Here is a 14,391-nt window from a genome sequence, read left to right on the forward strand (position 1 = left end):
TCACTTAACCTCAATCTCTCGAACCGCCCGGTGCGGACCCGCATGCCGGGTGGTGTGGCAGGGGCGCGATCAAATACGATCGCCCCCTATGCCGATATGTCACAGCGTTTCGATGTGCTGCCATTGCAAAAAAACAGGGCGCCTATTCCGATTGCTTATTGCCTTGGGAAAAGGGAGGAAGAACTTCCAGGCTTCCACGCTGCAATTGTGCGAAAACTTCATCATAGCCGAAGCGGGAGTGCCATGCGAGGACGGTGCCTGCCGATTTCGGCAACGCCCAGCTTCGCTGCGCGAATTGGCGACAAGTCCTTTCGCGCGCAATCGGATGACGCAAGCCGCATCGAGGAACCGCCCCGTAAGAACGATGCGCATGTCGATCCCTCTGCAAAGCTCGATAGCCATAGCACGGTTGAAGCGATTGCCGCGCTTCTTGCGGAAATGAGTGGCGCGTGGCGAAAGCACACAAAAAACCGGACGCTTGGGGGAGCGTCCGGTTCAAAATAACCCGAGCGATTTGGAGGGCCGCACTCGGGATGGGAATATCGCAGAACGTTATCGTTCAGAGCACCTTATGGTGCTTGTTCAGCTTCTTGCTCTCCTCGCTTTCGCGGTAGAGCGCTGAGATGGTGGACGCGACGGACACAATGAACATGATGCTGATGAAGAGGGTAAGCACCGTCAATATCGTGAACATGATCGCTCCCTTCCTCTCGTGGAGCTAGCGTTCAGGCCCCTTAATACTGGCTTGTGGTAACGAACGGACGAGCCGAAGCAAAGGGACCATAGATCTTCGACTGGTCAGGCTTTTGATCGTAAAGAGCAATCGTCGCTGCAAGCATTCCCGAAATCATGGTCATCCAAACAACGTTAATAAGGGTGATCTTGTCGGGCATACTCAGTTTCCTTCTTACCGCTATGTGCAAATCGATGGTTTCGGCTTTTAACGCGGCGGCTCGTGAATGGTTCCGCCGGTATGTTGAGGCACTATTTACCAACGCCCGTCTGAAGAGACCTTGAATGCCTTGTTCATCTGGCGTTCAGATTCGCGATGCGTCTTGCGCATGGCGGTGGCCATTTCTTGAGCAGTATTAGTGGTATTTCGCTCGGCGCGGGCGCTCACCCACTCGATTTCGTAATTGTTGGCGAGAAGATGAACGGCGTATTCGACGATGAAAGAGCCGATAATGGCGACTGCAACCATAAGGACCAACATGGCCTGATATTCCTGAACCGGAGGCGGGTGAGCCGTTGGAACCGGCCCGTTTCGATGTTGACCCGAATAAAGCATTGTTGATCTGAAACAGGCTTGAACGCTGCATTCATCTGATGTTCAGAGGCGGTCGCGGGGTTGTAAATGACTTGCGATACCAGCCTATCCGTGACAAAAGGCGTCGAAACAACGGGCCGGCCTCTGGTATGACGATAGCCTTTTATCCAGGATCCTTCGATCCGATGACCAATGGACATTTGGACGTCCTTGTGCAGGCGCTGAATATCGCCTCCAAGGTTATCGTGGCGATCGGCATTCATCCCGGCAAAATACCGCTTTTCTCCTTCGAGGAACGCGCAGAACTGATCAAGCGGTCGCTCGCCGATGCACTGCCGCAAAAAGCAGGCGATATTTCTGTCGTCGCCTTCGACAATCTGGTCGTGGATGCGGCGCGCAAACACGGCGCGAGCGTCTTGGTGCGGGGCCTGCGCGATGGCACCGATCTTGACTATGAAATGCAGATGGCTGGCATGAACCGCCAGATGGCGCCTGATATTCAGACCCTGTTTCTGCCTGCCGGCACGGCATCGCGGCCTATAACCGCCACATTGGTGCGGCAAATCGCATCCATGGGCGGCGATGTCAGCGCCTTCGTGCCATCAGCGGTTCTCGAAGCCCTGACAGACAAGTTGAAAAATACGGCCAAATAGAAGATCGGCCGAGATTATTTTCAAAACGGAGCACCCATGAAACTCTTTCATTTCGCATTGGCAGGCTTTCTTAGCCTCGCCGCCTTCGCAGGCAGCGCCCTCTCGGCGGCGGCCGATGATTTTCTGACGATCCAGCTCAAGGATGGCCCTGTCGTCATTCAGCTCATGCCCGACGTTGCCCCGAAGCACGTCGCGCAGATCGAAGCGCTGGCGAAGAAGGGTGCATACGACAATGTCGCCTTCCACCGCGTTATCGATGGCTTCATGGCCCAGACCGGCGACGTGAAGTACGGCAACATGGCCAAGGGGTATGATCCTCAAAAGGCCGGCACCGGCAGCTCCGATTTGCCGGATATTCCGGCCGAGTTCTCTAAGGTTCCGTTCACGCGTGGCACCGTCGGCATGGCGCGCGCGCAGGACCCGAATTCCGCCAATTCGCAGTTTTTCATCATGTTCGCTGACGGCGATTTCCTGAACGGCCAATACACGGTCGTCGGCAAGGTCGTCTCCGGCATGGAACTCGTCGACAAGATCAAGCGCGGCGAAGGCCAGAACGGCGAGGTGAGCAACCCTGACCGTATGGTCAAGGTCACGGTCGGCAAGAAGTAAAATTCGAGAAGAGAGAAGAGGAAACGAAAATGGCTGAGATCAAGGATCCCGAAAACACCCTCATCCTGGAAACCACCAAGGGTCAGGTTGTCATTCAGTTACTGCCGCAGGTAGCACCCGAGCATGTTGCCCGCATCAAGGAACTTGCCCGTGAGAAGGCCTATGACGGTGTCGTTTTCCATCGCGTCATCGACGGCTTCATGGCCCAGACTGGCGACGTGCAGTACGGCAAGCAGGGCGGCGAAAGCTTCAATCCCGGCCGCGCCGGCATGGGCGGCTCCTCCAAGGCGGATCTGAAGGCTGAATTTTCCGCCACGTCACACATTCGCGGCACCTGCTCGATGGCCCGCTCGCAGAACCCGAATTCGGCCAACTCGCAATTCTTCATCTGCTTTGGAGATGCGCCGTGGCTGAACAAGCAGTATTCGGTCTGGGGTCAGGTGATCGATGGCATGGACAATGTCGACAAGATCAAGCGCGGCGAGCCGGTGCGTGATCCGGACTCGATCGTTTCGGCGCGGGTTGCCGCCGACGTCTGATCGTGATTGTTCCTGAAGCCCGCCTCTTGCGCCTCAAGCGTCAGGGGCGGGTTTCGCTTTGCTGAGATTGCCAGAATGCGCGTTGACCTTTTCGATTTTGACCTGCCGGACGAGCGCATTGCGCTCAGACCCGCCGAGCCGCGCGACAGCGCGCGCCTGCTCGTCGTCGATCCGAATAATGGCGCAAACGTACTGAGCGACCATCAGGTTCGGGATCTCACATCCTTTCTGCGCCCCGGCGACGCCATGGTCTTCAATGACACCAAGGTGATACCGGCGCAGCTGGAAGGTGTTCGTCACCGCGAGGGTGCGCCTGGCCAGCAGGTATCGGCGACACTGCACATGCGCGCCGCGCCCGACCGCTGGAAGGCTTTCGCCAAACCGGGCAAACGCATCAAGATCGGCGATCGCATCCAGTTCGGCCATGGCGAGAATGTCAGCATCCTCGGTGCTCTTGACGCCGTGGTCGAGGAGAAGGGCGAGGGCGGCGAGATCACGTTGCGCTTCGATCTTTCCGGTCCGGCGCTGGATGAGGCGATTGCCGCCGTCGGCCACATCCCGCTGCCGCCCTATATCGCCGCAAAGCGCCCCGAGGATGAGCGCGACCGTGCCGATTACCAGACGATCTACGCCCGGGAGGAGGGCGCGGTCGCCGCCCCGACCGCGGGACTGCATTTCACACCGTCGCTGTTTGCCGCGCTTGACGCTATCGGTGTCGAGCGGCATTTCGTGACGCTGCATGTCGGCGCCGGCACCTTTTTGCCGGTGAAGGCGGACGACACCAAAGACCACAAGATGCATTTCGAAATCGGCTACGTCGACGCGGCGACTGCAGCGAAGCTAAACGCTGTGAAGGCGAGGGGCGGGCGCATCGTCTGCGTCGGCACGACGTCGCTGCGGCTGATCGAGAGTGCCGCCGGCGATGACGGAACGATCAAGGCCTGGTCGGGCGCGACTGGCATCTTCATCACGCCCGGCTACCGCTTCAAGGCGGTCGATCTTTTGATGACCAATTTCCACTTGCCGCGTTCGACGCTGTTCATGCTGGTATCGGCTTTTGCCGGCCTCGATACCATGCGCGCTGCTTATACCCATGCTATTGAGACGGGCTATCGCTTTTATTCCTATGGCGATGGCAGCCTGCTCTACCGGAAAGACTAAGACGAAATGAGCGAGAGCTTTCAATTCCAGTTGAAGAAGACCGATGGCGGCGCCCGTCTCGGCGAAGTTTCCATGCCGCGCGGCACGATCCGTACGCCGGCCTTCATGCCGGTCGGCACAGTCGGCACCGTCAAGGCGATGTACCTCGATCAGGTTCGAGAAACCGGCGCCGATATCATCCTCGGCAATACCTATCATCTGATGTTGCGCCCGACCGCTGAGCGCGTCGCCCGCCTCGGCGGCCTGCACGAGCTCATCCGCTGGCAGCACCCGATCCTGACAGACTCCGGCGGTTTCCAGGTGATGTCACTTTCCGGTCTGCGCAAGGTCGACGAGAAGGGTGTCACCTTCAAATCGCACGTCGACGGCAGCATGCACCATATGTCGCCGGAACGTTCGATCGAGATCCAGGGCCTCCTCGGTTCCGACATCCAGATGCAGCTCGACGAATGCGTGGCGCTGCCTGCGACGCCAAAGGAAATCGAGCGTGCCATGGAGTTGTCTCTGCGCTGGGCCGAGCGCTGCAAGGTTGCCTTCGGCGACCAGCCGGGCAAGGCGATGTTCGGCATCGTCCAGGGCGGTGATGTGCCGGAGTTGCGGGTGCGTTCGGCACAGGCGCTGCGCGAGATGGGCCTGAAAGGCTATGCCGTCGGCGGCCTTGCCGTCGGCGAGCCGCAGGATGTGATGCTGCGCATGCTGGAGCTTACCCTGCCGGAACTGCCGGCCGACAAGCCGCGCTATCTGATGGGTGTCGGCACGCCCGACGATATCCTGAAATCCGTCGCCCGCGGCATCGATATGTTCGACTGCGTCATGCCGACCCGCTCCGGTCGCCACGGCCTGGCGTTTACCCGCCGCGGCAAGGTGAATATCCGCAATGCGCGCCACGCCGAAGACATGCGTCCGCTCGATGACCAGTCGACCTGCCCGGCCTCGCGCGACTATTCCCGCGCCTATCTGCACCATCTCGTTCGCGCCAACGAGGCGCTTGGCGGCATGCTGCTGTCCTGGCACAATCTCGCCTATTATCAGGAACTGATGCAGGGCATTCGTCAGGCGATCGCCGAAGGCCGATTTGCCGATTTCATGGCCGAGACCCAAGAGAATTGGGCAAGGGGCGATCTGGAGCCGGCGTGATGCACGAGCGGTTGGAGTGTCGGTCAGGGGAATCGCTTCAGGTTAATATTGTGATTGAGTGATGAGGCCTTTCCAGCGGTTGAATGATCCCTTGCTGTCAGCCCCATCCAGGCGGCGAACTGCCTTCCGGACGCAAACTGTTCCGGCGCCGGCGCCTTCATCACCAGCAGAACCGCGCCGATCGGGCCAACGCCCGGAATCTTCGCAAGCCGGCGGCAGCATTCGTTATTGCGATACCAGGCCATCAGCTTTGCACCCAGCTCCCTCAGGCGATCGCTCTCCTGGGCGAACTCCTCAGCCAGAGACGCGAACAAATCGCGGGCCAGATCAGGAACGGCATCATCCATCATGATGCCGTTCCAGCAGCAGCGGAATATGGCTCATCCCTTTGGCCGCGGTCAGTCCGAACTCGGCCGCATAGCCCCGGATCGTATTGGCAATTCCCGTCTGTGCCGCAACAGCGCGCTCGCGCATGCCAACCAGCATCAGCGCGGCCGCCCGACTAGGCCCACGGAATGCATGTAAGTCGCGGCGTGCTCTACATAGTTTTGGGGGATCGACATTCGCAACCAAGCCATCGAGTTGCGAAAATGCTCAGAGGTCAAAATCTGGGGGCGGCTGCCGCCAGCCCCACGATCAAGCGGCAGAGCTCACTCTGCCGAGCAGTACCGGTTTTATCGAAAATAGAATGGAGCTGCGCTCGTACGGTGCCGATGGACACCTGCCGCGCCTGACCTATCTCTTCCACGCTCCGGCCTTCTGCAACAGCCTTCGCGACTTCGGACTCGGCGTGGCTGAGATCATAAAGCGCCATCAGCACGCCCGTGTCGATTGCCGCCTCGCGCTTCGAACTAGCCAGGATAAGAAGCAGATCTGCCGCGCTGAAAATATCCTGCGCAGCGCCGATGATCGGCAAGAAATGCCCGACCATCGCGGGATGGGCTTCGGTCGCCTCCACGGCGAACGACCCGCCGAACCGATCGACGCCCGACTCAAGCAGCCTCCCCCATCTGGTGTTCGCCGCCTTGGAGACAAACGACATGCGCTGGCGGCCGTCCACAATCACGCTGGGGATCAACGACTGCAAGCCTTGGTTCGCCACCACCAACCGCCCGTTCAGGGTCGCACCTGCCGGCAACCCGAGTGAGTCGATGAGATTGACCGCCGTCCTGATCTGCTCGAAGCGGATGCGGCTGGCAACCAGAGCTGCGCGCGCCAGATGGGGACGAAACGCCGTAAGCTTGTCGACAGCGTATTGAGGGAGCGGACCGTCCTCGAAGCTTCGATGCACGGAGAATTTGAATACGTCTCCGCTTGGCGAAGAAACGTTGGTTCCAGCATGCCAATAGAAGCCTTGGGGCCGCATAAAGCCCCGATAATAAGGGCTGGTCTCCATCTCTTCCGGAGACATCACCTCGGTATCCCTGACGAATCTTGGCTCGTTAAATTTCTGAACGCGCGCCTTCGCAAGATAGGGGTTGTGCTCAAACCAGCTGTCGCGAGAATAGACCTGCATCGCTTCAACGGAGGCATCGTTACCCAGCCACCGAACATCCCCCGAGGGGGCGACCGCTAAAAGAACTCCTTTTTGGCATATTCCACGTCTCGCAAGTTGGTGCAGCACTCCTTTGCCCGACCAGAGTTCAGGCACGGCAGCGGCTTCGTAGATCCTACTGACGAAGTCGAAGTTCATCTTTACCCCTCCCTCAGTTGCCCTAGCGAAAAATAGCAGCTTTATGTCAAATGATATATGCGCGGCCAGCGGCACCGAAATATTCTAAGCCGTCGAACGCCTTCGCGGCAGCTTTGCTGAGTGGCGAAGGGTGGTTCTATGCACCGAACCGATCCAGTCGTGATCAATCGCCATCATGATGTAGGCTTCTGCAGTGACAGGGGCTCCACACTAGACGCAGGAGATCAAAGTGTACCGACTTATTGCTCTAGTCCTTGCCGGTTCTTTCCACAGCAGTTGCGCTTACGCCTATCTATCGTGCGCCGGCGCAGGCGAAACTCTCCGCGTCGAAAACTCCCTGCTCGAATACGGCGGGAAGATCTTTCAAATGCGCAAGGATGCGGGACCCAAAAGGGCAATTCGACTGACGGGTGGAGGCATGGTCTTTGTCTGGAATCCACGGGAAGATGGGTATTTTATCAAGGACAGTCGTGGAAAAGCCGTAACCTGCCACGAACAATACGGTCAAAGCCTTAGCGCGGCTTCCGCCCAGCCCTATGTCGCCAACCCCATTGTCGCCTCGGACACCCCTGCAGCCGATGTCATGAGCGGCAGCCATTCCTCTCAAGGTGCGGGTGGGAAGGGCCACGGAAAGAACAGATGAGACTCATGCATTCGGGTCTTGGATCCCGATTTATGGTCTAGCCCTTTTCTGTATTAGGCATTTCTGATTGTCGTCATCGAACTATTGTCGACGGCGACATCGTGAAGGTTCTGGTGCGAAATCCTCCATGCCGCTCAGCGTCGCACACAGCACGAGCATCAAAACCTCCGGCAGCGGATAAACCACCCGCCAACATTGCCGGGGATCGGAAAGCATCGAAAAATAATCGAGAATGGCGCGTGAAGAAGTGTGAGGGGCTGGCGTGAACGGCTCCGTCAATTCGAAGCTTTTCATGAATCACAATCCTACTGCTCCGCGCTACAACCAATTCCAAAGCTGAAGCGATTGCCCTGGAGTGTCAGTGCGCTGCGCTTGAACGCATCTCGATTTCGCGCTAATTGAAGCTGTCGAAAAAGGCAGGGTTGGTTTCGGTAGGCCCAACCCCTTCCATCCGGAAGCTCTGCTCCACGCCTTGGCGTGAGGGCCCGCGACGCGGAACTTGGTCATTGTGGCCGAGTACCCCGCGTTGGCGTGGGCCGTTTCGAGCGACATGCCTCTGCGGGGAAACCCCTTGGAGCTGTCATGCGACTGAATCACTTGGATTTGCATGTTCCCGACGTCGCCGCGACGCGGGATTTTTTGGTTTCCGTTTTTGATTTCACCGAAATCGAAACAGGTAGAGCGAACGGCCGTGCCATCCTGCGCGACGACGCGGGGCTCGAACTGGTCATCAGCCGTCCCGTCGAGGCGTTCGGCGCAGCTGATTCCGTATCGGTCGGCCGCAACACCTATCACATCGGCTTCATGCTGCCGTCGCGCGTTGCGGTCGACGCACAATTCGAGCGCGTCAAATTGGCCGGCTGCGAGATCTGGAAACCACCGTCGGCGATGAGGGGCGGTTGGTTGTTTTATTGCTTCGCTCCAGGACGCATTTTGATCGAGGTCGGCTGGCGTCCGGAACCAGCAGCTCAATTAGAATATATAATATCAGCAATGTCTTATGTCTCGATCTTCGTCTGATGAATTAGGCGCTTCAGGCGGCATATTTCAGCTCTTTGAAAAGGCCGCCTGAGACCGCGCGGTGACGGGAACGCGTTGGAAAATAGCCAATTGCGAAACGATCCCTTGGCCGCTGATAAAATCCATTTGTCATATTTTTGGTGCTTTACGTTTGAAATTGCTTAAAAGTTCGGCTACAAAACCTCCCACTTTATCGATAAGGGCTCACTAATAAAATAGGAGGCACCTGCCGTTGAGGGCGCAACGCGCATTGGGGACCTGTCTTTCCGGACTAATATTTGTCGGACTGGCAGCCACGGGCTGTACGACGGTGGCGAAAGCACCCTTGGCCAGCCGGAACTCTTCGAAGTCTGTTCGACCGACGAAGGTAACTTACAACTACACAGCAAAAGATCGCGATTGTTTGAAGCGAGCGATGTATTTCGAGTCCGAGCACTCGGACCATGATGGATACATGGCAGTGGGGTCGGTGGTGATGAACAGGCTGACCTCCGGTGCCTACGCCTCATCGATTTGCGGCGTCGTCGCGCAAAAAAGGCAATTTGCGCCAGGCGTGATGACGAGGACGGTCAGCGACCTGGCCGAACCCGATCTCGAACAAGCGGCGTCGGAGGTTTTGAGTGGAGAACGGCATCCAGACGTCAAGGATGCGATGTTCTTCCACACCGAAGGCCTGAAATTCCCTTATAACAACATACACTATGTTACCGTGGCCGGCGGAAACGCGTTCTATGAGAAACGCGGGCTGGATGGAGCGCTTGAGACGCCAGCGCCGCTCCCGGCTTTCGAAGTTGCAATGAACTATGTGACGACGAACACGGTGACGACGAACGCGGTCACAACAACGCCATCTCCGATCTTGTTGCCGACCGGGGACCAGATCCCCGTTCCAACGCTGGATCCGACCACGACGGCAAGCATCAGCGCGGTGCCAACCTCTACGGTAGCCGTTCCGGCGCCCAAGCCTTTGGTCGATGGGGCGGCGGTTCAGCCCGTCGGTTTCGGCAGGGCGGGTGGCTAAAACTCGTCCCGACGTGACGACGATTTGAATGGTATTGCTGAGGCAAAACAACCGTTCGGCAGCGCCTGCTACGCAGACCGAGGGAATTTCGCTTAAATTCCCTCGCTCGACGTATTCGGCAGGATCTGCACGCCATTGATCTTGTAGCTGCCATCCGGCTGGCGCGTGATCTCATAGATCGCCGTCCAGTCCTTGTCGTCCAAACCGGTGATCAACACTTCCTGAAAGACGACGGCACCGTTGTCGATGGAACGGCTCTTGCCGAAGGCGTAGTTGCCAGGGTGGAACACGGGTTGATAGCTCTTCTTCACCATGGCGAAGAAGGTGTCCTTGTCGGGGAAAAGCGCTTTGATGCCGGGGGCTGCGAAGGAGTATGCGGCCGCTGCATCATTGTGCAGGAACGCGTCGATCTGTTCCTCGATCAAAGTCTGCGCCGACTGTACCGGATCCTGCGCTCGTGCGGTCGGTGCAAAGGCGAGGATGATGCAGAAGGCGGCGAGAGATAAAGCGCGCATGGTCAATCTCCGGCAATATCCCGGAAAAGATAGCGCGCTTTAAGTTTTGCAAAAGGGACGACGGGAGTGTGGTCGCAATCAGTCTTTTGCCGCCAAACGGCCCGCCAAGCTTAGCGAAGATACCGCGAACACTGCCGGGCTATTTATTGATCCAAAGCCAGCCGGAAGAACCAGGCCCGACTATTGCCAGCGGCGGAACAGAGCGCTGGCATTCACTCCGCCGAAGCCGAAACCATTGGAGATGGCATATTCTATTGCCATAGGACGGGCGGTCACGCCGACAATATCGATGCCCTCGGCAGCCGGGTCTGGCGCCTGCAGATTGCGAGTTGGAGGTGCGATCTGATCGCGCAGCGCCATGATGGTGAAGATCGCTTCCAGGCCACCGGCAGCACCCAGCAGATGGCCCGTCGCCGCTTTCGTACCGCTGACCGCAATAGCGCCGTCACGGCCGAACACCGTCTTGATCGCCTCCATCTCGCCGCGATCGCCGACCGGCGTCGAGGTGGCATGTGCATTGAGATGTTTGACCTCACGAGGTGAAATGCGGGCCTGGGCAAGAGCCGCCTGCATCGCCCGGCGCGCACCGTCGCCGTCTTCAGGGCCTGCGGTCATATGATAGGCATCCGCGGCGGTGCCGTAGCCGACGAGCTCGGCAAGTGGCGTGGCGCCGCGGGCAAGGGCGTGGTCGAGCGTCTCGATCACCAGCATGCCGGCGCCTTCGCCCATGACGAAACCATCACGGCCGGCGTCAAAGGGGCGAGAGGCTTCTTCCGGCCGGTTGCTGAAACCGGTGGAAAGCGCGCGTGCCGCCGCAAAGCCGCCGAGGCTCACCTTGTCGATGCAGGCCTCCGCGCCACCACAGATCGCTACATCGGCTTCGCCGGCACGGATGAGCCGCGCCGCATCGCCGATCGCCTGGACGCTTGCCGCGCATGCCGTCACCGGCGCGCCGAGCGGTCCCTTGTAGCCATAGCGAATGCTGACTTGACCGGCCGCCAGGTTAACGAGGAAGGAGGGGACGGTGAAGGGCGACAGCCGCCGCACGCCGCGCGTCTCAGCCGTGCGCACCGCATCGGCGATCGCCGGAAAGCCGCCGATACCCGAGGCAATGACCGTTGCGGTGCGCTCGAGCTGTTCGAGGTCGGTCGGCTGCCAACCTGCTTGCTTGATTGCTTCTTCGGCAGCAGCCATGGCGAAGAGGATGAAGCGGTCCATCTTCTTCTGGTCCTTTGTCGGTACGTAGCGATCGGCATCGAAACCGGCTTCGCTATCTTCCTCGAGGCTCGGTACGACGCCACCGATTTTGGCGGCGAGATCGCCGACCATTGTCTCAGGCAGGGTTCTAAGACCCGAGCGGCCCTCGACCAGCCGCTTCCAGGCACGTTCGACGCCGACGCCGAGTGGCGAAACCAGGCCTATGCCCGTTACGACGATGCGATCCATAGTGAGGTTCTCCTATCTTTATCAGGCGTCGAAGCCCAGGAACCATGCTTTCATCTGCGCGATCCGTTCATGGACGGTCTCATCCGCGGCCGGCCCGGGTACCAGAACCGTATCTTCGGGGTGAAAAGCGCGGCCAGTGATGCGATCAATGAGCAGGGGATCGCGATCCTCGCCGGTCGTTGCGTCGGCAATGCGCATCGCGACTTCCTCAGGCGGCAAATACCGGTTGCCCCAGGCAAAAAGCGCCATGAGAACGGGGAAGAAGTCGCGCCCCTTGTCGGTCAGCACATAGTCGTAGCGCGGCGGCCGTTCGCTGTAGAGGCGTCGCTCGAACAGGCCCTCATCCGTCAAATGCTTCAACCGCCGTGTCAGGATATTCGGTGCAACACCCAGATTCTTTTGGAACTCATCGAAGCGTGTCAGACCCTGAAGCGCATCACGCAGGATCAGAATGCTCCACCAGTCGCCAACGCTTTCGAGCGCACGGGCGGCGGGACATTTGAAGGCGCTGAAGCTTGTTCTCTGCATGGGCGAGGCGAATAGCATGAGTAACTATCATCATGCAAGTCACTAAAAACGATGCAAAGTGACGGCCAGCTCGATGGTGAGCTGGGACATTCACTGCCTCGCCAAAGATGAGCATCAGCCGTTAAGAGTGGTGAAGCGACAAGATCAGTCTCGACAGACAAACAGACAGACGAGACGGGATAGATTTTCTGTCATAACGAGCGCGGGGCCGGTGCACCGGAGCCCCAGGAGGGCCGATCTACGGTAATCCAGAGCTTACGTATGCGACTCCGCCGGCGCCGATGAGGTCACTTCCTCCTCGGGAATGTCGTCGAAAGAGGCATAGTTCAGGTTATAGAGCTTCGAATAGAGCTTGCCATTGGCCATGAGCTGATGGTGGTTGCCGCTTTCGATCAGCTGGCCGTTCTGCAAGACGATGATGCGGTCGGCCTCGCGGATCGTGGCGAGGCGGTGCGCAATCACAAGCCCGGTGCGGCCTTCGAGCAGCTTCACCAGCGCCTTCTGGATCAGCATTTCAGTATAGCTGTCGATATTCGCGGTTGCCTCGTCGAGCACGAGTATCTTCGCATCGGCGACAAGCGCGCGGGCGAAGCTGACGAGCTGGCGCTGGCCGAGCGACAGACCGCCGCCCCGCTCGCCGAGCACAGTGTCGTATCCGTCGGTAAGCCGCATGATGAACTCATGTGCGCCGACCGCTTGCGCAGCCTCGACGACCTCCTCGCGCGTCGCCTCTGCCTTGTTGTAGCGAATGTTCTCCAAAACCGTGCCGGTGAACAGAAAAGGCTCCTGCAGCACCATGGCGATCTGCCGGCCAAGCGAATCCTGGGTGAGGGAGCGCACGTCATGGCCGCCGACCAGTACTTGGCCCTGTTGCACGTCGTAGAAACGATGGATCAGCGCCATGGAGCTCGATTTTCCCGAACCGGTCGGCCCGATCAGCGCTACGGTCTCGCCGGGATTGACCTTGAAGCTGACATTCTTCAGCACCGGATGTTTCGGATTGTAGCCGAAGACGACATCGCGGAATTCGACCGAGCCGTCCATATCCGGCGACAGCACCTTGGCGTCCGGCGCATCCTTGATGTCGATGGGCACGTCGAGCACGTCCGTTAGCCTCTGGCCGGAGGCCATGGCGCGCTGCATGACGGAATATTGCATGGTGAGCGAGCGGATAGGGTCAAAGAAACGCTGAATGTAGAACAGGAAGGCGACCATGATGCCGACATCGAGCTTGTGGTTCAGCACCATCGAACCACCAACGATAATGACGATAGCCATGGCCATGCCCGTCAGCGTGTCGACGATCGGCACCATCACCTGTGCGTATCTCGCGGCCGTCAAATGTGCCTTGAGATTCGTATGCGCCTTGTCGTCGAAAAGGCCGAAATTCACGCTCTGCCGGTGCATGCCCTGGACCGCGCGCACGCCGTGGATCGCCTCGGCCAATGCGCCGTTGGTGACGGAGTTGGTCTCATGCGCGTTCATGAAGGCGACGCGCGCCTTCGGCAGCCAGAACAGGCGGACGATGAAGAGGATCGGCATGACCGAAAGCGTCAGCAGGCCCAGCCGAAAGTCCAGCGAGAGAATGACGACGACGATGCCGAAGAGCAGGGCGATATCGCCGACGGAAAGCACAGATGTTTCAAGGAATTCCTGCATGGAGTTGACGTCGCCCTGAAGGCGCGACATCAGCCGACCAACCTCGGTCTTGTCCATGAAGGAGAGCGAAACCCGTTGCAGATGCGCAAACATCGCCCGGCGGATATCGAAAAGCACGTCTTCAGCGACCTCGCCGACAAATGTCTCCTGCACGTAGCTTGCAGCGTAGTTGACGACGATCGCCGCCGCGAAAATCGCCAAGGCCAACCAAAGCGCGGTATAGTCGGTCGCACCAGGCGCCATCGCGTGGTCGATCGCGTAACGGATGACGAGCGGTATGACGATCTGCGACCCGGTGAAGAGAAGCACCGCCCCGATCGAGATGTAGATCTGGCGTCGATAGGGACTGACGAAGGTCCAGATGCGGCGGATGATCTTGCCGTCGAAGACCTTACCGAAGATCTCTTCCTCGACGCGATGCGAGCCGACCACGGCACGGGGAGGGCGCCGCCCGTCCTCGCGCACATCGTTGCGCTCGGTTTCAGTGGTTTCCGACATTG

Annotated in this window: 16 protein-coding genes and 2 pseudogenes; 8 read left to right on the top strand and 10 right to left on the bottom strand. The window is 58.9% G+C overall.

Translation table 11 applies throughout. The features are described 5' to 3' along the window. Positions 1-559: 559 nt before the first annotated feature. From PY650_RS32270 to PY650_RS32280, 3 genes are all read right to left on the bottom strand, one after another. The gene (locus PY650_RS32270) at positions 560-694 is read right to left on the bottom strand and encodes a hypothetical protein (RefSeq protein WP_285867535.1); all 135 of its coding nucleotides are present in this window, start codon (positions 692-694) and stop codon (positions 560-562) included. 40 nt (positions 695-734) lie between these two features. After that, the gene (locus tag PY650_RS32275) at positions 735-893 is read right to left on the bottom strand and encodes a hypothetical protein (protein WP_162950149.1); all 159 of its coding nucleotides are present in this window, start codon (positions 891-893) and stop codon (positions 735-737) included. 95 nt (positions 894-988) lie between these two features. Then, the gene (locus PY650_RS32280; protein WP_285884003.1) at positions 989-1,201 is read right to left on the bottom strand and encodes a hypothetical protein; all 213 of its coding nucleotides are present in this window, start codon (positions 1,199-1,201) and stop codon (positions 989-991) included. Positions 1,202-1,416: 215 nt separating this feature from the next. Here PY650_RS32280 and coaD point away from each other — a divergent pair, with 215 nt between their 5' ends. The 5 genes from coaD (at position 1,417) to tgt (ending at position 5,366) form a co-directional block, all read left to right on the top strand. Continuing rightward, positions 1,417-1,920 (top strand): pantetheine-phosphate adenylyltransferase, encoded by a 504-nt coding sequence (gene coaD, locus PY650_RS32285; protein ID WP_285884004.1) that lies wholly within the window; start codon positions 1,417-1,419, stop codon positions 1,918-1,920. A 36-nt stretch (positions 1,921-1,956) separates the two neighbouring features. After that, positions 1,957-2,529, top strand: coding sequence for a peptidylprolyl isomerase (locus tag PY650_RS32290; RefSeq protein ID WP_285884007.1), 573 nt, complete (start codon positions 1,957-1,959; stop codon positions 2,527-2,529). A gap of 29 nt (positions 2,530-2,558) precedes the next feature. Continuing rightward, on the top strand, positions 2,559-3,068 hold the full coding sequence (locus PY650_RS32295; protein ID WP_285884008.1) for a peptidylprolyl isomerase: 510 nt from the start codon (positions 2,559-2,561) through the stop codon (positions 3,066-3,068). A 75-nt stretch (positions 3,069-3,143) separates the two neighbouring features. Then, positions 3,144-4,229, top strand: a complete 1,086-nt coding sequence (gene queA / locus PY650_RS32300) for a tRNA preQ1(34) S-adenosylmethionine ribosyltransferase-isomerase QueA (RefSeq protein WP_285884009.1) — start codon at positions 3,144-3,146, stop codon at positions 4,227-4,229. A gap of 6 nt (positions 4,230-4,235) precedes the next feature. Continuing rightward, entirely contained in the window at positions 4,236-5,366 is a 1,131-nt protein-coding gene (gene tgt, locus PY650_RS32305; RefSeq protein ID WP_285884010.1) for a tRNA guanosine(34) transglycosylase Tgt, read from the top strand. 68 nt (positions 5,367-5,434) lie between these two features. Here tgt and PY650_RS32310 read toward each other — a convergent pair. Continuing rightward, positions 5,435-5,861, bottom strand: a pseudogene (locus PY650_RS32310) (transposase); the annotation flags it as partial. Positions 5,862-5,967: 106 nt separating this feature from the next. After that, on the bottom strand, positions 5,968-7,059 hold the full coding sequence (locus PY650_RS32315) for a helix-turn-helix transcriptional regulator (RefSeq protein ID WP_285884011.1): 1,092 nt from the start codon (positions 7,057-7,059) through the stop codon (positions 5,968-5,970). A 229-nt stretch (positions 7,060-7,288) separates the two neighbouring features. Between PY650_RS32315 and PY650_RS32320 the strand changes: the two genes are divergently transcribed. Further along, positions 7,289-7,702, top strand: coding sequence for a hypothetical protein (locus tag PY650_RS32320; protein ID WP_285884012.1), 414 nt, complete (start codon positions 7,289-7,291; stop codon positions 7,700-7,702). 117 nt (positions 7,703-7,819) lie between these two features. Here PY650_RS32320 and PY650_RS32325 read toward each other — a convergent pair. After that, a pseudogene (locus tag PY650_RS32325) lies at positions 7,820-7,996 on the bottom strand (transposase family protein); the annotation flags it as partial. A 288-nt stretch (positions 7,997-8,284) separates the two neighbouring features. Here PY650_RS32325 and PY650_RS32330 point away from each other — a divergent pair. Then, positions 8,285-8,722, top strand: a complete 438-nt coding sequence (locus PY650_RS32330) for a VOC family protein (protein WP_285884027.1) — start codon at positions 8,285-8,287, stop codon at positions 8,720-8,722. 232 nt (positions 8,723-8,954) lie between these two features. Beyond that, on the top strand, positions 8,955-9,743 hold the full coding sequence (locus PY650_RS32335; protein ID WP_285884013.1) for a cell wall hydrolase: 789 nt from the start codon (positions 8,955-8,957) through the stop codon (positions 9,741-9,743). A 92-nt stretch (positions 9,744-9,835) separates the two neighbouring features. Here PY650_RS32335 and PY650_RS32340 read toward each other — a convergent pair whose 3' ends face one another. From PY650_RS32340 to PY650_RS32355, 4 genes are all read right to left on the bottom strand, one after another. Next, positions 9,836-10,258, bottom strand: coding sequence for a DUF4864 domain-containing protein (locus PY650_RS32340; protein WP_285884014.1), 423 nt, complete (start codon positions 10,256-10,258; stop codon positions 9,836-9,838). Positions 10,259-10,438: 180 nt separating this feature from the next. After that, positions 10,439-11,704, bottom strand: a complete 1,266-nt coding sequence (gene fabF, locus PY650_RS32345) for a beta-ketoacyl-ACP synthase II (protein ID WP_285884015.1) — start codon at positions 11,702-11,704, stop codon at positions 10,439-10,441. A gap of 21 nt (positions 11,705-11,725) precedes the next feature. Beyond that, complete coding sequence (locus PY650_RS32350; RefSeq protein WP_285884028.1) at positions 11,726-12,232, bottom strand: winged helix-turn-helix transcriptional regulator; 507 nt, start codon at positions 12,230-12,232, stop codon at positions 11,726-11,728. A gap of 255 nt (positions 12,233-12,487) precedes the next feature. Continuing rightward, a complete protein-coding gene (locus PY650_RS32355) occupies positions 12,488-14,389 on the bottom strand; it encodes an ABC transporter ATP-binding protein (protein WP_285884016.1) in 1,902 nt (633 codons plus the stop codon). Between the last annotated feature and the right edge of the window lie 2 nt (positions 14,390-14,391).

The sequence above is a fragment of the Martinezella calliandrae genome (assembly GCF_030272695.1).
Taxonomy (GTDB): Bacteria; Pseudomonadota; Alphaproteobacteria; order Rhizobiales; family Rhizobiaceae; genus Rhizobium; species Rhizobium calliandrae.